Genomic DNA, 22,620 nt, shown 5'->3' with positions numbered 1-22,620 from the left:
ATTTCAGAAATTCTCGCATAATTACTACTAACTAACATGTCTTTGCATACAATCAGCATTTAGCTAGCTTAAAAGACACTTTATCATTAATATATTGTTGTCCTTTTTGCTCGCAAAGTTCCATAAAGCGAATGGAATAGCGGAATCGATTGCCACTGACACTTGGAAAATAATCAGCGCCTTTGGTGAGCTTTACTCGCAACATTAACAAGCCTTCGCCACTATCCTGATAAAAACTGTTGTTTGATTCAATTTGTTCGAATTCGGATTTTTGGCGTATAAATTTCAGAACCAGAGCTAACGCACGTTCTAAACAGTTAATCTCGGCAAGCCAACGATTAATGTCTTCTCGAATCAAAATGGGCGGTTGGTTAAACCAAAAGGTCAACGCCGGTAAATCAAAGCCAGAATAGGCACCTTGTAAGGTAAATCGTTTTCTCAGGCCATCGAGGAATTTATCCTGTTTTAATTCCGCCCAAAGTGGATTTTTCGAGCGAAATATGGTCGACAGAGCCTTAGCCTGATGAAGGTTTTGTTGCAGAGTTTTATTATCGACATCGGGAGATTTACCCCAGGCCGTAAGGCTTCTTTCTAACTTTTCTAAATCTTTAATCAGATCGCCGCGAATATCATGACGATCAAGCGAATCTAAAATTGCAAACAGGGCATTAAAAAATAGAGGGTAACTATTGGCGAAGTCGTCAGTAAGCGACCCGTGTACCTGTTCGAACAGTTGTTCTAATTTCAGGTAACTACGGATCCTTTCATTTAAAGGATGCTCGTACAATATCTCAGACATAGGTTATTTTTCTTATTATTTTTCGCGTATCTGGGGGAAATATCGCAATTTTTTATTAAACTCTGACGGCTTATTCCAACTCTTAAAATTAAACTCTGTTCGAATAAACGATAGTAACGCTTTTGATATCAAACATTTGAATAAGAATTGTTGTGATCCACACCGGATAAATCAACGCATTTTATTAATTTAACAAGTTTTTAATAACTGCGACAGTAAAAAATTGCTTAAAAAGTGATAAATCTAAAATTAATCGAGAATAATGATGAAACATTCGAATGTTTCCGGCCCGTTAAGTAACTTATTGCGCAGATTAGCTTTTTTTAACATCGCTTGGTGTGTTAATCGCTTAGTCAGGTGCTAATAGCTTAAAGTAACCTGTGGTGGCATAAAGGCATTGGTCATGGTCGCTCTAATTAGCAAGAATTAGAGCTTTGCGAGTAACAATGTTAACCGCGAAAACTAACTGCTAATCAGTTTAATGAATTGTCGGTGTAGTGCTTCAACTTTACTCTCGAGTAATGGTTGTTCACCGGTGTTATTGGTAATGGTGTTATTGGTAATGATGTAATCGGCAAATTTTAGTCGCTGTTCACGAGCTAACTGTGATTTCATGATCGCCTCGACCTGAGCCTTATCATTATTGTCCCGAACCATGGTTCGTTGAATCTGCTCGTCTTCTGAAATATCTACCACTAAAACTTTATCGACGGTTTTATAAAGTCCATTTTCAATTAAAAGCGGTGCTACCAGAAGGCAGTATGGGCTTTTGGCGTTTTGACACTGGCGAGTCATCTCAGAGCGAATTAGAGGATGGAGTAGGGCATTTAACCAGGCTTTGGCTGCAGGATCTTGAAATACCTTGGTGCGCAATTTAGGGCGATTTAACTGACCATCGTCTAACAGGTAGTCGTGACCAAAATGCTCTTTTATTTTGTCTAGTGCGTGTGAACCTTGAGCCACGATCTGGCGAGCGACGATATCAGCATCAATTATGTCGATATCATAACGTTTAAAAAGATTTGCTACGGTAGTTTTTCCGGAACCAATGCCGCCGGTTAAGCCGATAATAAGGTTTGACAAAAGAAGGTTCCATTGAATGCTGCGTTGTTTGGGTTATAACGGAAAAGCGTAATAGGTGTCAAGGTATCAAGGAGTCAAGGTATCAAGGAGTCAAAGCGTCGAGCTCTAAAGATATCAGGGCGTCAAGGAGGGCGATATTAAAACGGACTTACCGTACCCAAAGCGGATTCACCCTATCCAACCTGACAACTGATCACCCAAACTCATTCACTGTTATTCAGGCTCACTTACTGTTATCCAGTCTCACTTACCGTCATCAAGCTTACGTACCGCCATTCAAGATCACTTGCCGTCATCCAAGTTCACTTGCCGTCATCCAAGCTCACTTACCGTCACCCAAGAACACTTGCCGTCATCCTCACGAAAGTGGGGATCTTCTTTAATTCAAAAAAAGCGAGTGTCCATGTCTAGAGGTGTCTAAGGGTGTTATAGGTGACTAGGGCGTCAAGGGTGTCAAAGGTAACTAAAGGTGTCTTAGGCGGGCATAGGGCGTTTAACGCCCTAATCATCGCCAGATGCAGTCTTCGATTGTGCACCCGAAGGAGCGTAATATTACGCTCCTTATAAGACCCACTGTACCAGACGCACCGTACCTGGCGACTTACTACACCAACATCCCCATATACCAGGACCAGATTCCTTCACCCCATAACGCAGTTATCCAGCCCGCGATAGCGAGATAGGGGCCAAAGGGGATGGGTTTTGAGCCTTCATGATTGCGAAATACCATTAAGCTGATGCCGATAATCGCACCAACCAACGAGGCCATTAATATCAATAGCGGTAATAACTGCCATCCAAACCAGGCACCAAACACCGCGAATAATTTAAAATCGCCAAAGCCCATGCCTTCCTTACCGGTAACGAGCTTAAACAACCAGAAAACCGTATATAAGCTCATATAACCCGCGACGGCACCAATAACGGCGGTCTGTAAATCGACAAACATGCCATTTAAGTTAAGCAATAACCCTAGCCATACCAATGGCAGGGTAATTTGATCCGGTAAAATCATATTATCGAAGTCAATCATGGTTAATGCAATTAAGCACCAGGTTAATACCAGCATGGCCAGTGTTGTCCAAGTGACCCCGTAATGCGCGGCAATGACGGCGGACAAGACACCGGTTATGAGTTCAATGGTCGGATAGCGTATTGAAATCGGTTTTTTACAAGACGAACATTTCCCTTTTAAAAACAGCCAGCTGATAACCGGGATATTTTCCCAAATTTTAATCTTATGGCCACAATATGGACAGGTGGAAGCAGGTTTTGATAACGAAAGAGTCTGACCTTTATTCTCTTGGCTACTCGAGCCTGGTTCTGCCCTTGATGCCCTGAGTGCCTTGCTGCCTTTATCATTTAACTCTTCTTCGAGCAGTTCGCGACATTCACAAAACCATTCTTGTTCGAGCATTTTAGGTAGGCGATAAATTACCACATTTAAAAAACTGCCGATAATAAGGCCAAGCAGTAAAACCGCACCATAAAAAACATAGGGAGAACTTTCGAATAAGGTTTCGAATAGGGAAATTACATCGGACAACAAAATAGTTCCTTTTTACTTATTATTTTTTGGGGAGGGAGGCAGGAATCCGTATTAGATTCCTGCAACTACACTTTGGCTAAACGATTGAGCCCATCGCGAAGATTGGTAAATACATTGCAATAATCAACCCACCTATGACAACACCGAGTACTGCCATAATAACCGGTTCTAATAAAGACGTTAATCCATCAACGGCATCATCGACCTCTTGTTCGAAAACATTGGCGACCTTTGCTAACATATCATCAAGAGCACCAGATTCCTCACCAATGGTCACCATTTGTACGACCATATCTGGGAAAATGTTCACGTTTCGCATCGCCAGGTTCATCTGCATACCAGAGACTACTTCATCACGGATTTCTATAATCGCATCTCGATACACCGCATTGCCTGATGCCCCTGCGGCTGATTCTAATGCATCGACCAAGGGAACACCGGCGGCAAATGTTGTTGATAGGGTTCTTGAGAACCGAGCCACCGCAGCTTTATCGAGAATCATTCCAATAATAGGGGCCTTGAGCAACAATGCGTCTACTTTGTCGCGAAAGTCCTGGCTATTATCGTGAGCTCGTTTGAATACAAAGCCAACGGCAATAATTCCAGCGAGAATCCAATACCAAGAAGCAACCATAAAATCGGATATTCCAACAACAAACATTGTAAATGCTGGCAACTCGGCGTTGAAACTTGAAAAAACTTCAACAAAAGTCGGTACCACTTTAATCAACAGGATAGAGGTTACAATGGCCGCAATTACGATAACCGCGATTGGGTAAAACATTGCTTTCTTTATTTTTGATTTCAATGCTTCGGATTTTTCTTTGTAAATCGCGATTCGATCAAAAATGGTTTCCAAGGCTCCAGATTGCTCACCCGATTCCACCAAATCGCAATAAAGATCATCAAAGTATTTAGGATGGTCTCGTAAACACTCCGATAATGGCAATCCGGCTTGCACTTTATTGCCGATATCGGATAAGAGCTTTTGCACATTGGCATTAACACTACCTTTACCGATCATCTCTATCGATTGTACCAAAGGCACACCCGCGCCTAGCATGGTTGCTATTTGTCGTGTGACAATTGCTATGTCCTTTGGGGTAATAGGTTTTGCCCCACCACCTAGTCCAAATAAAGGTTTTGCTTTTTTCTTATGTTTTAAAGGAGTCACCCCCTGTTTGCGAAGTTGAGCTTTTAATTCTGCGGCATTGCTTGCCGACATTTCGCCTTTTAATTTTTTTCCTTTACGATTTACCCCTTCCCAAACGAAGGTATCCAGCTCTTTCACTTTCGGTGCTTTTTTTGCTGCAGTCACTGCCATGGTGTTTACCTGTTATTCTGTAATTGTGCGGGGGCAAATAAAATACGTTTTATGCTGTTACCCGGCTGACTTCTGCCAGGCTGGTTACTCCAGCCCGTGCTTTTTGCAGAGCCGATTGACGAAGGTTGTTAAAGCCTTCGCTTTGAGCCTGATTGGCGATATCCAATGAATTTCCGCCCTGCATAATAATTTCGGCGGTCTTTTCGGATATTTTCATCACTTCATAAATACCGACCCGGCCTTTATAACCATTTGTACAGTTATCACAACCAACAGGCCGATATATGGTCAAATCTTTCACTTCATCAGGTTGAAAACCGATTTGCAATAAAGCTTCCTCGGTGACCAAGTCTTCTTCTTTACAATGATTGCAGAGGCGCCTTGCTAAACGTTGCGCAATAATCAAGCTAACCGAGCTGGCAACGTTATAAGAAGGTACACCCATATTCAACAGACGCGTTAATGTTTCCGCGGCTGAGTTAGTATGCAGTGTCGATAATACCAAGTGACCGGTTTGCGCCGCTTTAATGGCAATTTCAGCGGTTTCTAAATCCCGGATCTCACCAACCATGACAATATCCGGATCCTGACGCAGGAAAGATTTCAATGCACTGGCAAAATCAAGGCCGGCTTTATTATTAATTTGAACCTGATTCACCCCTTCCAGGTTAATCTCTACCGGATCTTCGGCAGTTGAAATATTACGCTCTTCGGTATTAAGAATATTTAAACCGGTATACAAGGATACTGTCTTACCAGAACCGGTAGGCCCTGTCACCAGGATCATACCCTGAGGCTTAGAAAGCGCATCAAGGTAAAGAGCTTTTTGTTCGTCTTCATAACCTAAAATATCAATGCCGAGCTTAGCGCTGGATGAATCCAAAATACGCATTACCACTTTCTCGCCCCACATGGTGGGCAGGGTCGAGACACGAAAATCGATCGACTTGTTTTTTGTAATGGCGAGTTTGATTCGGCCATCTTGCGGCACGCGACGCTCAGCAATATCAAGACGCGACATAACTTTTAGACGAGCGGTCATTCGGCTCGCCAGGCCTACAGGCGGAGTTGCAACTTCGGTTAATATGCCATCGACACGAAATCGAATTCTAAATTTTTTTTCAAACGGTTCAAAATGTAAATCTGATGCGCCTTTTTTTATCGCATCAAGTAATATTTTATTGATGTAGACAACTATCGGTGCATCACTTTCACCGTTGCCTGGCTCATCATCTTCTGGCTTTTCGTCAGCTACTTCTAAGCCCGCTAATTCTTCGTTGTCTAATGCATCAATTTCTAACGCATCGTGATCATTTTCCAGAATCTTCTCGATATGTTTTTCGATCGACGATTGATCACAGATAACCATCTCGGTGCTGTAGCCACTATTAAACTGAAACTCTTCCAACGCATCGTGGTTGGTCGGATCGGCGACGGCAATAAAAAGAATGCCACCACGCAAATACAAAGGTATGGCCTTGTGTTTATCGATGAGTTTTTCATTCTTCAAATCTTCAGGCAGTGCCGAATAGTCAATATCATCAAGACTTATCAATGGGTAGCCGAAACCTTTTGCAAGGGTTTTGGCAACAGCGGTGGGGGCAAGTTTTAATTCGCTGATTAAATATTGAATAACACCTTGTTTTTCTTTCTGGCAATTTGTAAAGACCTGTTTAGCTTGCTCTTGCGAGATCACTTCACTGCGAACGAACGCAGACAAGATACTCGACTGGCGATGGAGTCCTTTCATTACACGCTTCTTATTCTATTTAATCGAGTTTTCAGTTTACCGAATTTTAGGCATAAAAAAAGCCCCTTTTGGGGCTTTTTTCTATTAATTATTTATAGCTTAAAGGCTACAACCTGTAATTGGTACAGCAGTTGCGCCGCCGGTAGCAGATACTCGACATTCCCAATCTAAACCAGCATCAGTACTTGAACCCTCTGAAGGCGTCAAAACTACTTGAATTGCACCGTCAACCGTATCTACCGCTGTCAATACACCATTGCCAGTACAACCTGTAATTGCTACGCCGTTGTTAGTACAAACAGCTCCATTTAACTCACCACTTACAGAATAAACCTCGGCAACTTTTACTTTTTGTCCAGCAAGTGATGCTAGTGCGTTAGCCGCTTTTGATTTAGCTGTGTAATCCTGGTAAGCAGGAAGTGCTACAGCTGCAAGAATACCGATGATCGCAACTACGATCATTAATTCGATTAGGGTAAAACCCTTGTTATTTTTCATAGTTTTCATGTTAAACATCCATTAACGTTATTTTTATGTTTAGGGGGCCTCTTCTAATATGCTTGAATTTTAAATGGCTGTAAAACACTTTTTAACAAAAAATTAGCTTTTTAAGGGGAATTTCAACCGTTTGCTGAAAAAACCAACGCTTGTAAAGTTGCGTCATTGCTAAATGATATAAAAAAGCTGCAATATTAGTGGGTTAAGTTACGTGCCTGTACACAAAGGAAAATTAAATTTGTACAAAAGTGTAAGATAAATGAAGGGAGTCGTGTCAGATGACAGCGTTGGACAAAGGGGATCCGGAGGAAAAAGAAATCGGAGCCTAAGAGTGTCGAAAGGTGATTAAGGGTGTCAAAGCAAAAGATATTTTTGCTTTTCCTGCAACATGAGGCCTGAAACCTGAATCCATAAACAAAAGCTAGGAATCAGAAACCTGAAACCTAGCCGGCGTTTCGCCGTTTAAACAAACCGCATTGACAAGTCGACAGCATTGACGTGTTTGGTTAACGCACCCACCGAGATAAAATCGACACCGGCTTTGGCGTACGCTTTTAAGGTTGTCAGTGTCATGTTACCGGAAACTTCTAATTTGGCTCTACCCTGGTTTATGGCAACCGCCTGTTCAATCATTGCCGTGGTAAAATTATCTAACATGATGATATCGGCGCCAGCTTCGATGCCCTGAGATAGCTCCTCAAGGTTTTCCACTTCCACTTCCACAGTTTTACCTGGAAAGTTTTGTTTTGCGGTGCTGATGGCCTGAGCAATGCCGCCACAGGCATTGACGTGATTTTCTTTAATTAAAAACGCATCGAATAAGCCAATTCTATGGTTATAGCCGCCGCCACAGGTCACCGCATACTTTTGTGCACTGCGCAAACCTGGAATGGTTTTGCGAGTATCCAATAAGCGGGTATTACTGCCTTGCAGCTCTTTGACATATCTGGAGGTGATAGTGGCGGTTCCACTTAGTGATTGCAAAAAGTTTAACGCGGTGCGCTCGCCAGTAAGCAACAGTCGGGCATTGCCGGAGATTTCACACAGGGTATTATTGGCTTTTACTGACTGTCCGTCATTAACAAACCAGGTAATTTTTGTGTCTGAATGCGCTGCATTGGCATCAAGTTGTTTAAATACTTCATTGACCCAGGCAACACCGGCAATCACACAGTCTTCTCGGCAAATTATGGTGGCAACGGCATTATGATCTTCAGGGATAAGGCTTGCGGTAATATCCTGATTAGCATCCGCGCTGCCACCGAGATCTTCTGCTAACGCCGAGGTTACGCTATGTTGGATATCGCTAATCAAGTGGTCCTGCATAAAATTCTCGTGTGTCTCGTGTGTTAAGGATTCTGGGGAACGTTCAGGTGCAGAAATTTACCTTTCTGACTAAAATCTAGTTGCTTGAGCGCACTCATGCCAAGCAGGATTTCCTGACCATTCATACCCGGGTTAATATTGGCGCGCACATTATATAGGTTTATATTACCGATACTCAACTCATCTATCGTGGTTGCATACACACGTACCGAGCCGTTTGCGGTTTGCACCAGATGGCTCCCTTGTCTTTCTAAGCCATATTTATCGGCAATTTCCATAGGAATTGATACGCTGGTGGCACCGGTGTCGAGCATAAACAGGGCGTTTTGCTGATTAATGGTGCCAGCGGTAACATAATGACCATAGCGATTACGTTCCAGTACGACCTGTTCAGTGCCACTGGCACTCATTTGTGATTGTGGCTGCTGATTAGGATTCCACTGCGCATCTAATTTCGATTGGAAAAACCAGACAAGCAGTAATAAGCCGATGATCCAGGCCACCCAGATCATGACTTTACCTATTTTTTGACTATCATCCTGCTCTTGCGGTTTCGGGTCTCGCATATTCGCTTCCTGTCTATTTGATACCTGTCTATTAGATGCCTGTATTCATCCTATCGGCAGAACGAATGTCGTCATCTGCCAGTAATGATATAACGGTTATAACGATGGAAAATAACCAGCAACATGTTGCTTCTTTTGTTCCCATCTTATTATCTGATACCTGGATGGTTGCACTGTGCTGCAGATTGCTGCACAAGCTTGCACATTGATTCGCGGCGCAGTATGGTGCAGTTATCCAGAGTCGTATGTCTCACTATATCTGCAAATGACAACAAATTACACAATTGACAATGGTTGGTTAACAGAATCTGCAGCTAGCCCGATCTTACCCGGCTTATTTTCTGTCCGTCGTTGTCCATCGCCATTTTATGATGACAGAGAAACTTCTGACATTAGTTTACTGGTTGTCCACAATATTTCGTTACCGCCGGGGCAGTTTGGTGGCAACTATATTGATCAACTTTTTACCGGCACATTAAACCCTCAGGAACATGACTATTTTCAGGAAATATACCAGTTAAAGGTTTCCGCCCATTGCTTAATCAAACGAAACGGTGAAGTTGTCCAGTACGTGCCTTTTGATAAAAGAGCCTGGCACGCCGGGGTTTCAGAATTTAAAGGCCGCAGCAAGTGTAATGACTTTTCCATCGGTATTGAATTGGAGGGCTGTGATGATGTGGCTTATACCGACAGTCAATACCAAACACTGGCGTTAATCACTAAGTTGCTGCAAAACCATTATCCCGAGATTGTTAACCATCATATTACCGGCCATTGTGATATTGCCCCTGGGCGCAAAACCGATCCCGGAGAAAGCTTCGACTGGACCCATTATTTATCGTTATTGGCATAGCGTTTAAGGGTTTATTCAGGTTTTCTTAGCGTTTAAGGAATTGTTTCTGGTAATCCTGCTATTCTACTTGTAGAATTTTTGTTAACCAAGTTGATAATAACATCAATATATAAGTAGGGTTTTCAATGACTTTAATTAGCTTGCTTATTGCTTTGGCAGCAGAGCGGATATTACTTTCCAAATACTGGCAGTTTAATTTTTACTTCGGTCAGTATGTGGGATTTGTGCGTGGCTTTGTTTCTAAGGGCGAAATAAGTAAGAACGTCCTGAATCTGACGGTATTCGCATTACTACCAGCCTCCGTTCTTTCCATCATCCTTTGGTTGTTTGATAACAGCCTGATCAATTTCATTCTGGTGACTTTGGTGCTTGTTGTCTGTATTGGCAGTCAGCGGATCCGTGACAGCTATAAAAACTATTTGAATGCTGCCATGCGTGGCGATCAGGAAGCGGTTATTTTGCACCAGGATGAGTTGCAACAGGGTCAGCAATTTGAAGGTGAGAGCTTTGGCCAAACTCTGGTTTGGATGAATTATCAATACTATTTAGCATTAATGTTGATATTTATCTTCTTTGGGATTGTCGGCGTGGTGTTCTATCGTCTCCTGGTTGCCGTAGCAAATCATAGTGGTGAGGTGGAAGGCGAAAGCTTTTTACCGGAAACGGCAGCCGAAAACGCTCGCAAGATCCTTTTCTATTTGGACATTATCCCAACTCGGGCGGTGGCTTTTGGCTATATGCTGGTTGGACATTTCTCTAAAGCCTCAACCTTATGGCTTGAAGGCATGTTGAACTTTAAACAATCGCCACGCCAGTACCTTTGTGGCGTTGCCGAAATCGCCGAAGATTATCAGATTGACGGCGAAGACTGTACCGCCGAACCGTGCCTGTTGGTTCGTCTTGCTAAACGCAATGTTCTGCTCTTGTTAGCGGCTACGGCATTTATGACAATTGCCGGCGTCGCTCACTAAGACAATGGCTCTTCGGAGCCATGCGCGCTTAACTCGGAGCCACTAAGGTCCCAATACCTGAATACACTTTCAAAATCTAAGCCCGGAAACCTAAAGGCGAGATCTTAGGTTTCGGGCCTCAGGTTGCAGGAAAAGCAACAGTGCCTTTTGCTTTGTCACCATTAGCCACCTTTTTATTCACCTTTCTAGCTTGCCCTTTAAATATCTCCTGAATCTTTAAGTTTGACTTCTCAAACCTCGAGAGATAGAGCCGATTCAGTTTTTCCATATTGGTCTGACCATTACCTTTTTCGATGTTTTTTTGTCATCATTTTCCTTGAACTAATTTGCTTTTCTTTGCACAAAATTTTACATGCTGAAGATCTTCTGTTATGTTTTATCCAAGAAATATCTTAATTGGTAAGACCATTTAACCAATGATTTTACGGGTTGGCGTGGCGATGTTTACCGCCTTAGTCAGCAATATAGGGTGAATTCAATGGCCTACAAGAAGATACAGCAAGCCAAAATTTCCGATGTCATCGTTGAACATCTTGAAGGCATGATCTTAGAAGGCAGTTTGAAAGCCGGACAAAAGTTACCGCCAGAACGAGAGTTAGCGGAACAATTTGCGGTATCAAGACCGTCTTTGCGTGAAGCCATTCAAAAGCTTGAGACCAAAGAATTGGTGTATCGTCGCCAGGGCGGCGGAACCTTTGTCAACGATAAATTGCTCAGTGGCATGGGCGATCCCATGTTTGATTTGTTGGCGAAAAAAGGTGAATCCCAATATGACTTATTGGAGTTTCGTCACGGTATACAAGGCATGGCTGCTTATTATGCTGCGATGCGTGGCACTAAAGCGGACTTTGAACAAATTCAGCAAAAATATGATGCGATGACGGAAGCGCAGATTGAAAACACTGCTATCAGCGAAAACTTCCATGGCGAAGCGATTGCCGTGTTTGATTTCTATCTGGCCATTTGTAATGCATCTCATAACGCCGTGCTGTTGCATTTGTCTCGCTCAATGTCGACGTTATTAATTGATAACATAGAAAAAAATTTACAGGTCCTGGCAAAGCGCCCGGAAGTGCCAGGTAAGATTGCCCATTATCGCAAGCGGTTATTAGAAGCGATTTTAAGTGGTGAACCGAACAAAGCCTGGGGAGCCAGTCATAAAAACCTGGCATATATCGAAGAAGTATTATTAAAGCTTGGTGATGAAAATAGCCGGGTTAAGCGCTCTTTGAGACGCTTGCAAACGTTATAAAGGCTGATAAAACCTGAGTTTGCTTAAACGCTTGAAGACTTTATTTTTGATGGCAAAACTAAAGAAAGTTGCAATATTTCAACTATCTTTAATACCAAAATTTTGCCGGTTTTTTTTATAATTTGGAGTTAGAACATCGTTATGTCTGAGATCCTCAACCACGATATCGATCCGCAAGAAACACAAGAATGGCTTGAGTCCATGGAAGCGGTGCTGGAACAGGAAGGCCCTGAGCGAGCGCACCAACTATTGGAAACCCTGATTGACCGAGCCCGTCGCAGCGGTACCCACTTACCTTTTGATGCCACGACGGCATACGTCAATACCATCCCTGCTGGCCAGGAACCTAATATGCCTGGCGACTTGACCATTGAAGCCCGTATTCGTGCGGCTATTCGCTGGAATGCTCTGGTATTGGTATTGAGAGCCTCGAAAAAAGACCTCGAACTAGGTGGTCATATCGGTTCTTTCGCATCATCAGCGATGTTATACGATGTGGGTTTTAACCATTTCTTTAAAGCGGCTACCGAAAAAGACGGTGGCGATTTTATTTTTGCTCAGGGTCATATCTCTCCGGGTATCTATTCTCGTGCCTTTGTTGAAGGTCGCTTAACTGAAGAGCAAATGAATAACTTCCGTCAGGAAGTCGATGGTAATGGTCTGTCTTCTTATCCGCATCCGCACCTGATGCCGGACTTTTGGCAGTTCCCGACGGTATCCATGGGTCTAGGGCCATTGCAGGCTATCTATACCGCTCGATTCTTAAAATATCTAACCGACCGTGGCATTAAAGACTGTTCTGGTCAACGCGTATACTGTTTCTTAGGAGACGGTGAGACCGATGAGCCAGAATCATTAGGTGCGATTGGTTTAGCCTCGCGCGAAGGTCTGGATAATTTGACGTTTGTGATTAACTGTAACCTGCAACGTCTTGATGGTCCGGTACGTGGTAACGGCAAAATCATCCAAGAACTGGAAGGCACATTCCGCGGCGCTGGCTGGGAAGTGGTTAAAGTGATTTGGGGTTCTTATTGGGATGCCTTATTAGCTCGCGATACATCGGGTAAATTATTACAGTTGATGAATGAAACCGTTGATGGTGAATATCAGAACTGTAAAGCCAAAGGTGGCAAATATACCCGTGAGAATTTCTTCAATAAATATCCGGAAACCGCAGCATTGGTTGCCAATATGTCCGATGAAGATATTTATCGTTTAAACCGCGGTGGTCATGACCCGGTTAAGGTTTATTCGGCATACAAAAAAGCGATGGAAACCAAAGGTCGTCCAACGGTTATCCTTGCGAAAACGGTTAAAGGTTTTGGTCTTGGTGCTTCTGGTGAAGCATTAAACATTGCTCACAACGTTAAGAAAATGGACATTGAGTCCGTCAAGCAATATCGTGATCGTTTCAATATTCCAGTGAGCGATGAAAATATCGCCGACTTACCGTATTACAAATTCCCAGAAGACTCAGCTGAGTACAAATACATGCAAGAGCGTCGCACTGCTTTAGGTGGTTCGTTGCCTGCACGTCTGGAACAAGCAGAAGAAACTCTGGAAATTCCAAAACTGAATATCTTCGATGCCATTTTAAAAGGCTCAAACGGCCGTGAAGTTTCATCGACTATGACGTTTGTTCGAGTGCTGAATAGCTTACTTAAAGATAAGAAGATTGGTAAACGCATTGTTCCTATCATTCCTGATGAAGCCCGCACCTTTGGTATGGAAGGTCTGTTCCGTCAAGTGGGTATTTATGCTCATGAAGGGCAAAAGTATGTGCCTCAGGACGCCGATCAGGTGGCTTATTATCGTGAAGATAAAAAAGGCCAGGTATTACAGGAAGGGATTAATGAGCTAGGTGCAATGGCGTCATGGGTTGCATCGGGTACGTCGTATTCAACCTGTAACACTACAACCATTCCATTTTATATCTATTACTCGATGTTCGGGTTCCAACGTGTTGGTGATTTGGCATGGGCGGCAGGTGACAGTCAGGCACGCGGTTTCTTATTAGGTGCGACTGCCGGTCGTACCACATTGAACGGTGAAGGTTTGCAGCATCAGGATGGTCATTCCCATGTTCAGGCGAACCTGATCCCGAACTGTGTAACTTACGATCCAACCTATGGTTATGAAGTTGCGGTGATTGTGCGTGAAGGTTTACGTCGTATGTATGAAGAAAATGAAAACATCTTCTTCTACCTGACCCTTATGAATGAAAACTACGAACACCCAGCGATTCCTGACGGTGCTGAAGAAGGCATCATCAAGGGTATCTATAAACTGGACACGGTTAAGCCGACCAAGCAAGCCAAAGCCAATGTACAGCTTATGGGTTCTGGTACTATCTTGATTCAGGTTCGTGAAGCGGCGCGCATTCTTGCCGAAGATTTCGGGATCTCTTCTGATGTTTACTCGGTAACCTCATACAATGAGTTAGCACGTGAAGGTCAGGAAGCAGCTCGTTATAACATGTTACACCCGGAAGCGACGCCGAAAGTGCCTTATATCGGCACCGTTATTACTAAAGATGCGGGCCCGGCGATTTCAGCAACCGATTATGTTAAAGCCTATTCTGATCAGTTACGCGCATTTATCGATACCGATTATCGTGTACTTGGTACCGACGGCTTTGGTCGCTCAGACAGTCGTGCAAATCTTCGTCGTCACTTCGAAGTCGATCAAAACTACATTGTGGTTGCATCGCTTTATGAACTAGCGCTACGCGGCGAGATTGACATGAGTGTGGTGACAAAAGCGATCAGCGATTTTGGCATTAACGCCGACAAAATAAACCCGCTATACGCGTAATTGACTAGTAAGGAAATATAGATGTCTGATATTAAAGAAATTCTAGTCCCTGATGTAGGCGGCGATGAAGTTGAAGTTATCGAGCTTTGTGTTGCCGTTGGCGACAGCGTTGAAGCGGAAGATGCACTGGTAAGTGTTGAAACAGACAAAGCGTCGATGGACATTCCAGCGCCAATGGCTGGTGTGATCAAGGAAATCAAGGTAGAAGTTGGTGCGAAAATTTCAGAAGGCGATTTAATCGTACTGATGGAATCTGGCGCCGGTGCAAGTGATGTTCAACCGGCAACGGCTGAAACTGCACCTGAGGCACCTGCCGAACAAGCGGCTCCTGCAGCTCCGGCGGTAAATGAACCTGCACAAGCGCCTGCAGCACCTGCTGCAAGTGCAGCGGCTGCGGTTATTGATGTCCACGTGCCTGATATTGGTGAAGATGGTGAAGTGGATGTGATCGAAGTGCTGGTCAGCCCGGGTGATGAAATAGAAGCCGAAGATGGCTTAATTACCTTAGAAACTGACAAAGCAACGATGGATGTTCCAGCGCCAGCCGCGGGTAAAGTTGTTGAAGTCAAAGTCGCGACAGGCGATAAAGTGAGTGAAGGCTCATTAATCATCACCCTGCAAACATCGGGTGGGGCAGCAGAATCGGTTGCACCAGCCGCGCCTGCACCAGCATCTGCGCCGGCAGCAAAAGAGCAAACTGTAGTTGCCGCGCCAGCGGAAAAACCACAAAAAGCGGCGCCGGTACCGCACCATCCAAGTGCTGGTCAGTTGCAGAGCAAAGGTAATATCTACGCGTCTCCTTCAATTCGTCGTTTGGCCCGAGAATTCGGTGTTGACCTGACGTTAGTTAAAGGAACCGGCAATAAAGGCCGTATCTTAAAAGAAGACGTACAATCGTTTGTAAAATATGAACTGTCACGTCCTAAAGCGACGGCTAGCAGCGGTGTTGCTGCAGGCGCTGGTGGTTTGCAGGTTATTGCTCAACCAAAAGTGGATTTCAGTAAGTTCGGCGAGGTTGAAGAAGTCGCGTTAACGCGTATTCAGAAAATTTCCGGACCTAACCTGCACCGTAACTGGGTAACGATCCCACATGTGACCCAGTTTGATGAAGCCGACATCACCAATGTCGAAGCATTCCGCAAAGAACAGAATGTCATCGCTGAAAAACAAAAGCTTGGTTTTAAAATCACGCCTTTAGTCTTTATCATGAAAGCTGCGGCGAGTGCCTTAAAAGCGTATCCGGTATTTAATTCAAGCCTGAGTGAATCCGGTGAGAGCCTGATCATGAAAAAATACGTTCATATCGGTGTTGCGGTTGATACCCCGAATGGCCTGGTTGTTCCGGTTGTGCGTGATGTCGATCAAAAAGGCATTCATGAGTTATCCAAAGAACTTCTGGAGATCTCTAAGAAAGCCCGTGACGGTAAATTGACCGCGAAAGACATGCAGGGGTCGTGTTTTACTATTTCCAGCTTAGGCGGTATCGGTGGCACGGCATTCACGCCAATCGTTAATGCCCCTGACGTTGCGATTTTGGGAGTATCCAAATCGGAAATTAAACCGAAATGGAATGGTAAAGATTTTGAACCTAAATTGATGCTGCCACTATCACTGTCTTATGATCACCGTGTGATTGACGGTGCCGTTGCAGCACGCTTTACTGTGCATTTATCTTCGGTGATGTCTGATATACGTCAACTAATTCTTTAACTGATCCTGAATACAGGACGGTTTTAGAGGAGGTTGACGCTATCGCTCCAGTTAAAACGGTTTGGCTGGAGCCTTTAAACAAGCGTTATAGATCGTACTTATTACCAATATTTGCCACTAATGTTGGCCAAAAATTGTCACACAAGGTACACTTGGCGCCCAAATTATTGTGTTTGGTTCGATGTTGTAAAGTTTTGATCAAAGATTACTTTTATTGAACGAAGCACGTTTTAAACACTAAAAAGTTTAATTTTATTACACCAAATTTTGGTTTGTTTTTGCGAATATGTTGAGCATGCACAATGTCTGGTTTGTAAAAAGTAATTGAACAAAATCTAGTCTTGAGAGGTCGCTGACCTTTTAAGTCAATTTTAAAAAGTTTGAGGTTAACATGAGTAACGATATCAAAACTCAAGTCGTTGTTTTAGGTTCTGGACCTGGTGGTTATTCTGCAGCATTCCGCGCGGCTGACTTAGGTTTGGATGTAGTATTAATTGAGCGCTATTCGTCCCTGGGTGGTGTTTGTCTGAATGTTGGTTGTATCCCTTCTAAAGCGTTACTTCATGTTGCCAAAGTAATCGATGATGCAAAAGAAATGGCAAGCCATGGGGTAACCTTCGGTGAACCACAAATCGATATCGATAAAATTCGTGGTTGGAAAGAAAAAGTTGTCGGTCAGCTTACCGGTGGTTTAGCGGGTATGGCGAAACAACGTAAAGTAACCATAGTTAATGGTTATGGTAAATTTACGGGTCCAAACAGCATTGCTGTTGAAGGCGATAACGGTACAACAACGGTTAATTTTGATAACGCCATTATTGCCGCCGGTTCTTCGGTTGTTAATTTGCCATTTATTCCTACAGACGATCCTCGCGTTCTTGATTCGACCGGTGCTCTTGAGCTGGAAGATGTTCCAGGTGAAATGTTGGTTCTTGGTGGTGGTATTATCGGCTTGGAAATGGGTACGGTATACAGCAGCTTAGGTGCTAACGTGTCTGTAGTTGAATTTGCTGACCAATTAGTTCCTGCCGCCGATGCAGACATCATGAAGATTTACACTAAATATGTGAAAAATCGTTTTAACCTGATGCTGTCTACCAAAGTTGTCGGAGTTGATGCCAAAGATGACGGCTTGTACGTGACGTTTGAAGGTAAGAACGCACCGGAAGGTCAGGTTCGTTACGATAAGATCCTGGTTGCTGTTGGTCGTAAGCCAAATGGTCACATGATCGATGCCGATAAAGCTGGTGTTAATGTTGACGAGCGTGGCTTTATCAATGTCACTAATGAACTGCGTACCAATGTAAATCATATTTTTGCTATCGGTGATGTTGTCGGTCAACCTATGCTGGCTCATAAAGCCGTGCATGAAGGTCACGTTGCATCAGAAGTAATTGCCGGTAAGAAGCATGTATTCGATCCGCGCTGCATTCCTTCGATTGCTTACACAGATCCAGAAATTGCATGGGTAGGTGTTACCGAGCGCGAAGCGAAAGAGCAGGGTTTGAACATTGAAGTTGCAAACTTCCCATGGGCTGCATCTGGCCGAGCGATTGCATCTGCTCGTACAGAAGGTAAAACTAAGCTTATCTTTGAAAAAGATAGTGGTCGTGTTCTTGGTGGTGCCATCATCGGTATTAATGCCGGTGAGATGTTAGGCGAAATTGGTCTGGCAGTTGAAATGGGGGCTGACGCCGAAGACGTTGGTTTGACCATTCATGCTCACCCGACGCTTAACGAGTCCATTGGTATGGCGGCTGAGATATTTGAAGGCTCAATCACCGATTTACCGAATGCGAAAGCGGTAAAGAAAAAGAAGTAAAAACACATGTTTTTAGTCAAAAGCCAGGTTGATAACCTGGCTTTTTTGTTTCGTTAATATGCAAAGTTCCTTCAGCAGTCGCCTAAAGGCGAGATCGCAGGTTTAAAAAAAGTAACCGGGGCTTTTGCTTAGTCACCATTCGACACCATTCGACACCTTTGACACCCTTAGGCACCTTTCGCACCTGATCCCCGAGGTTTCTCGACGGACAGCTTACTCCGTCGACTGTATCCTATTTAAATACGGCCTTGTCAGCATCGTAGCGAAAATGATGTATCCGCATGCCATAGCAATCTGGATTAGCCGGGTATAAAATTTTTCGTCAGCATCGGCATTGCCCAGAGTCGCCGAAGATACCAGGATTATCACGGTCGTCATGGCCATAGCGTAAATTGGCGCTAAGGGGCGTGGCGAAAAAATGAGCTTGCCAAAATATAAAAACAACAGCAAAAATAACAGGATCAAAAAACTGTATTGGGGCACCATAACTAACGTTGCGTAAATAAGCATGGCAAAAATGCCGCCAATCGTGTTGCCGAGTAGCAAGGCCTTAGCACCTTGAATACCAACCAGTAAATTTGGTTTTTGCGCGAGAATCGCGACGAATACTAACACCAAAATGGCGTTGCTCAAGTCCAGAATTAGGAACATGGTTAGCACCGGCATAATGATAATGGTGGATAAATAGGCGAGTTGCAGGCGGGTTTGCTTGGGCAGACTTCGTTCAGCCTCAGCGGCCTTCTGGGCATTCACATAACGAGTACCGGGCTTATCGGGAATGATCTCATGAGCCATCATCGTGATCATCAGTGCCATCAGACATGAGAAGATAAACCCATAGGTTACTTCAATAACGATAGCTTGATGCAATAGCGCCAACAACGGAATAATGGTGAACCCTATCAACAACATGGTGATCACAAACTCATTACCACCACTATGGCTCCAATAGGATAGCCAAAAGATAAGCAGCAGTGTTACCAGCATAAACACCACAGGAAATGGCAGTAAAAAACGGGTGACGATGATCCCCGCAGAAAAGGCGACAACGACGATAAGGAATATATTTCCAAGGGTTTTAAAGGGGACTTTGGGCTTATCGGAGGCGAGAAATTTTGAAGCTAATACCGGACAGAGAAAGGCCAGTGGCCAGTTAAAGCCAAAGGCGATAGCGATTGCTGTGCCTAAACCTACCACCAGTCGTATGGTGCGAATGGTGTTGACCGGGTAAGACCACAGAAATTTAGTAAACATAAGACATAAAAGTGGTCAGTCGCATGTACAGCTTGCCAATGCTGTTTAAGATAACATTGTCACCCGTGTAGGTGATTACGTCCGCTTGACCGCCTTCTCGAAGATATCCTCTTACGCCCTCATCTTTAAACGAAATCACCACAATAAACCGTTGCGGGTCTCGCATCCAGCCTTTGGGTTTTTCTGGTGTGGACAATTCTCCGGGCTGAGATTTGTCAAAACTGACTCCATAACCGACGGATTTTATTTGTCCTTTGAAAATTTTCCCCGGCGCAGAGTCCAGCGCAATATCGACCTCATCACCTTCTTTGATATTGCCCAGGTTATTTTCCCGATAGGAAGCCTCAATCCAGGCCACATCAGTAGAAATAAAGGTCATGATCTTGGCACCAGCTGCAGCGTAGTACCCCACGTTCACTTTGGCATAGGAGACGACTCCATCATTAGGGGCAACCACTTTGGTTCGCGACAGGTCAAGTCGTGCGTCGGATAACTGGGTTATTGCGGTTTGAATCGCCGGATTATCCTGTCCCTGGGCGCCGAGTTGTTGCTTTGCCTGTTCATAGGAAGCCTGAGCATTAGCAATTTCAAGCTCCGCCTGAGTTACCGTTCCCCGGGTTTCGTCCGCCTGAGCCGTAGAAATAATCCCTTGCTCCTCAAGCGCAAAAATCCGGTCCGCATTTTCCATGATGGTATTAAGATTGGCTTTGGCCTTCTCTAAAATGGCTTTGGCTGAGGCAACGTTGGCGGTGCTGGCGCCAACGTCCTGACCCGCTTGCTCTAACGCGGCCTGAGCTTTTTCAACCGCAAGCTCATAATCGCTGGGATCAATTTCGAACAAGACTTCGCCTTTTTTTACGTGTTTGTCGCCGCCGACATGGATGCGCGAAATCTGACCGGACACTTCCGGCACAATAGGAATAACAAAACCTCTAACCCGGGCCTGATCGGTGATGGGGGTTAATCTATCGCTGGACACATACCAGACAAAATATACCGCGGCGATAATTAAAATTATGCGAGTAAGTCGATTTGCCAGATCTGGCTTTGTCGCCGGCTTCTCGCTCGCCTCATTCTCGGAAGCTTGGACAGACTCACCTTGCGGTTCATTCTCGCTTTTCAGAGTGGTTTCATCGCTCGCCATGACATACCTTTAAGGGTTATTATTTTTTGTTAAACCGTATCTTTTCAATCGACGTAGGGCTTTTCAATCTGCACGGTCGAATGCTGTAGCCAATACATGGTTAATTTGTAGCCGATTGACAGGACGACGGCGCCAACAAACAAGCCGATTATGCCCGACAATAGCATGCCACCTATCGCGCCAAGTAATATCACCAGCATCGGAATATCTATCCCCCGACCTAATAACATAGGTTTTAATACGGCATCACTAAAACTGACCAATAGTGCCCAAATAAGGAAAATGGTGGCGGGTGTTGTGGACGTAATAGAAAAGTAATAGGCAGCGATCGGACCAAGTACCAGTAGTGGAGGTAATTGCACGATGGCCAGAATTAGCACCAGCAGTGCCCAAATCCCAGCGCCCGGAATACCAGCAATAAACATGCCTATACCGGCCAGTAACGCCTGAATAACGGCAATACCAAGTATGCCCTGTGCAACGCTGCGAATAGTGGCGACAGAATCCTGAATGGCGGCTTCACCGTTTTCGGCCATGATACGATTGAAAACCAGGCGTGAGCCATATAGACATTTTTCATGGTTCACTAACATTACGGCCGCGATTAGCAGTGATACAATGAATTGCAGCACGGTAGCACCAATACCCGTAATGGTGCTAAATAGCGCTTCAGTAAGCGTCTTAAATGCTTCTGAATGTTCAACCACAAATTCTTCAAAATTGGTCGAGGCGTGTCCCCATATCTGGTATACCTTCTCGCCTACCAGTGGCCAGGATTTCACCGCATCTGTAGGTTGAGGTACTTTAAAGGTTCCTTCTTTTATACTTTCTGACACGGATTGTGCGCTATCGATCGTCGATGCGGAAATATTAATGGTTGGTACCACCAAAAGAGCAAGCCCGAGTAGCGCGATGATCAGCGCCGCTAACTTGGGTTTTCCGCCAAGGACATTGCTCACTTTCGCAAAAAACGGGTACAAGGCGATGGCTATAATGCCGCCCCACAATATCAGCAAAATGAATGGACGAAGTATTGCACTGCACCAGATTAGAACGATAAATATTGCAGCCAGCTTGATAGACGTATCTATCATCCTGCGGGTGAAACGCAAATCTTGTTCGGTCAGCTCAGGCTGATTTTCAGGCTGAGCGTTTTTAGGATCTGTCATTGTTTTGTTCTCTATGTGAATGTGGCCCGGTCATACGGGCACCAACCAGACTGGCAACAAGAATCGCCAGATAAAACTGGCCAACGATTGCTTCCATATAGACCAGAAATTGGGTGACCGGGATGGATGGTGAAATATCACCAAAACCTAATGTTGTAATAGTTACAAAGGAAAAATACATAAGATCCGGTAATAACTCATACCATTGTAGACCTGCTTCTATGCCGTTAAATGCACTGCCAGCAAACAATTGCATTAGCGTATATAACAGCCCCCAAATCATTGCCATCAGCAGGTAAAGACAAATCGACCCGAGAATGTTATTCCAGGTTACGGAACCCGAAAACAGAACCTGAGCCGCGGTTTTTTTTGCCGTTACCAGGAAAAACAAAAGCATAATGAAAAGTTGTAAGAAAAGTTTATCAATACTTTCAAGGTAATAGCTTGCTAGTGAGGTCAGGATAATGACAACGGGAAAAACCAGACCGCGACGAAAAATGTAGTTTTTGTCATGGGCGCCCCAGACCGCAACGAGTAGCGTCACCACGGTGGCAGACTGCATCAATCGTTGCATCTCTCCAGCAAAAAATTGCTGCGCAAGTGCCATCCCCGCCAGTAACATCACTAGGGCAACGATTAAAAAGATAAAATTATCCTGTCGAGAGATTTTTCTATTCAAATCAGAAGCCTGAAGGTAGCTAAAATGCCTTATTTAAAATTAGTAGAAAACTCGCTA

General features: G+C 44.2%; 18 protein-coding genes. 6 read left to right on the top strand and 12 right to left on the bottom strand.

The genetic code is table 11. From position 1 onward, the window contains the following. Nucleotides 1-52: 52 nt before the first annotated feature. The 8 genes from ACHUFQ_RS02415 to ACHUFQ_RS02380 all read right to left on the bottom strand — a co-directional run bounded on the left by ACHUFQ_RS02415 (nt 53) and on the right by ACHUFQ_RS02380 (nt 8,895). Nucleotides 53-799, bottom strand: a complete 747-nt coding sequence (locus tag ACHUFQ_RS02415) for a cell division protein ZapD (protein ID WP_394172643.1) — start codon at nt 797-799, stop codon at nt 53-55. A gap of 462 nt (nt 800-1,261) precedes the next feature. Beyond that, on the bottom strand, nt 1,262-1,882 hold the full coding sequence (gene coaE, locus ACHUFQ_RS02410) for a dephospho-CoA kinase (RefSeq protein WP_394172641.1): 621 nt from the start codon (nt 1,880-1,882) through the stop codon (nt 1,262-1,264). 604 nt (nt 1,883-2,486) lie between these two features. Further along, nucleotides 2,487-3,428 carry a prepilin peptidase gene (locus ACHUFQ_RS02405; protein ID WP_394172639.1) on the bottom strand — a complete coding sequence of 314 codons (942 nt, stop codon included), beginning with the start codon at nt 3,426-3,428 and terminating at the stop codon, nt 2,487-2,489. 79 nt (nt 3,429-3,507) lie between these two features. Continuing rightward, a complete protein-coding gene (locus ACHUFQ_RS02400; protein ID WP_394172637.1) occupies nt 3,508-4,755 on the bottom strand; it encodes a type II secretion system F family protein in 1,248 nt (415 codons plus the stop codon). A gap of 49 nt (nt 4,756-4,804) precedes the next feature. Further along, nucleotides 4,805-6,505, bottom strand: a complete 1,701-nt coding sequence (gene pilB / locus ACHUFQ_RS02395) for a type IV-A pilus assembly ATPase PilB (RefSeq protein ID WP_394172635.1) — start codon at nt 6,503-6,505, stop codon at nt 4,805-4,807. Nucleotides 6,506-6,604: 99 nt separating this feature from the next. Next, nucleotides 6,605-7,021, bottom strand: coding sequence for a pilin (locus ACHUFQ_RS02390; protein WP_455342382.1), 417 nt, complete (start codon nt 7,019-7,021; stop codon nt 6,605-6,607). A gap of 444 nt (nt 7,022-7,465) precedes the next feature. Beyond that, nucleotides 7,466-8,329 (bottom strand): carboxylating nicotinate-nucleotide diphosphorylase, encoded by an 864-nt coding sequence (nadC, locus tag ACHUFQ_RS02385; protein WP_394172631.1) that lies wholly within the window; start codon nt 8,327-8,329, stop codon nt 7,466-7,468. Between the two features lie 23 nt (nt 8,330-8,352). Next, nucleotides 8,353-8,895, bottom strand: coding sequence for a retropepsin-like aspartic protease family protein (locus ACHUFQ_RS02380; RefSeq protein ID WP_394172630.1), 543 nt, complete (start codon nt 8,893-8,895; stop codon nt 8,353-8,355). Between the two features lie 265 nt (nt 8,896-9,160). Between ACHUFQ_RS02380 and ampD the strand changes: the two genes are divergently transcribed. The 6 genes from ampD (at nt 9,161) to lpdA (ending at nt 18,317) form a co-directional block, all read left to right on the top strand. After that, nucleotides 9,161-9,748, top strand: a complete 588-nt coding sequence (gene ampD / locus ACHUFQ_RS02375; RefSeq protein ID WP_394172824.1) for a 1,6-anhydro-N-acetylmuramyl-L-alanine amidase AmpD — start codon at nt 9,161-9,163, stop codon at nt 9,746-9,748. A 125-nt stretch (nt 9,749-9,873) separates the two neighbouring features. Continuing rightward, nucleotides 9,874-10,719, top strand: coding sequence for a regulatory signaling modulator protein AmpE (ampE, locus tag ACHUFQ_RS02370; RefSeq protein ID WP_394172628.1), 846 nt, complete (start codon nt 9,874-9,876; stop codon nt 10,717-10,719). A gap of 478 nt (nt 10,720-11,197) precedes the next feature. Beyond that, the gene (gene pdhR, locus ACHUFQ_RS02365) at nt 11,198-11,971 is read left to right on the top strand and encodes a pyruvate dehydrogenase complex transcriptional repressor PdhR (RefSeq protein WP_394172626.1); all 774 of its coding nucleotides are present in this window, start codon (nt 11,198-11,200) and stop codon (nt 11,969-11,971) included. Nucleotides 11,972-12,112: 141 nt separating this feature from the next. Further along, nucleotides 12,113-14,785 (top strand): pyruvate dehydrogenase (acetyl-transferring), homodimeric type, encoded by a 2,673-nt coding sequence (aceE, locus tag ACHUFQ_RS02360; protein ID WP_394172624.1) that lies wholly within the window; start codon nt 12,113-12,115, stop codon nt 14,783-14,785. A 21-nt stretch (nt 14,786-14,806) separates the two neighbouring features. Then, nucleotides 14,807-16,495, top strand: a complete 1,689-nt coding sequence (gene aceF / locus ACHUFQ_RS02355; protein WP_394172622.1) for a dihydrolipoyllysine-residue acetyltransferase — start codon at nt 14,807-14,809, stop codon at nt 16,493-16,495. Between the two features lie 391 nt (nt 16,496-16,886). Beyond that, on the top strand, nt 16,887-18,317 hold the full coding sequence (lpdA, locus tag ACHUFQ_RS02350; protein ID WP_394172621.1) for a dihydrolipoyl dehydrogenase: 1,431 nt from the start codon (nt 16,887-16,889) through the stop codon (nt 18,315-18,317). Nucleotides 18,318-18,530: 213 nt separating this feature from the next. Here the strand turns inward: lpdA and ACHUFQ_RS02345 are convergent, their stop codons facing one another. From ACHUFQ_RS02345 to ACHUFQ_RS02330, 4 genes are read right to left on the bottom strand one after another with little or no spacing between them, the layout of a single operon-like run. After that, entirely contained in the window at nt 18,531-19,571 is a 1,041-nt protein-coding gene (locus tag ACHUFQ_RS02345; RefSeq protein ID WP_394172619.1) for a DUF2955 domain-containing protein, read from the bottom strand. Further along, nucleotides 19,561-20,715, bottom strand: coding sequence for an HlyD family secretion protein (locus ACHUFQ_RS02340; protein WP_394172618.1), 1,155 nt, complete (start codon nt 20,713-20,715; stop codon nt 19,561-19,563). The genes ACHUFQ_RS02345 and ACHUFQ_RS02340 overlap by 11 nt, the downstream gene beginning before the upstream one ends. 44 nt (nt 20,716-20,759) lie before the next feature. Then, the gene (locus tag ACHUFQ_RS02335) at nt 20,760-21,884 is read right to left on the bottom strand and encodes an AI-2E family transporter (protein WP_394172617.1); all 1,125 of its coding nucleotides are present in this window, start codon (nt 21,882-21,884) and stop codon (nt 20,760-20,762) included. Continuing rightward, on the bottom strand, nt 21,871-22,563 hold the full coding sequence (locus ACHUFQ_RS02330) for an ion channel (protein WP_394172616.1): 693 nt from the start codon (nt 22,561-22,563) through the stop codon (nt 21,871-21,873). The genes ACHUFQ_RS02335 and ACHUFQ_RS02330 overlap by 14 nt, the downstream gene beginning before the upstream one ends. Nucleotides 22,564-22,620: the final 57 nt, after the last annotated feature.

This window comes from Thalassotalea litorea (assembly GCF_043642205.1).
GTDB lineage: Bacteria > Pseudomonadota > Gammaproteobacteria > Enterobacterales > Alteromonadaceae > Thalassotalea_A > Thalassotalea_A litorea.
Note: the sequence above shows the minus strand (reverse complement) of the source record. Positions and strands in the feature narration are given on the sequence as shown.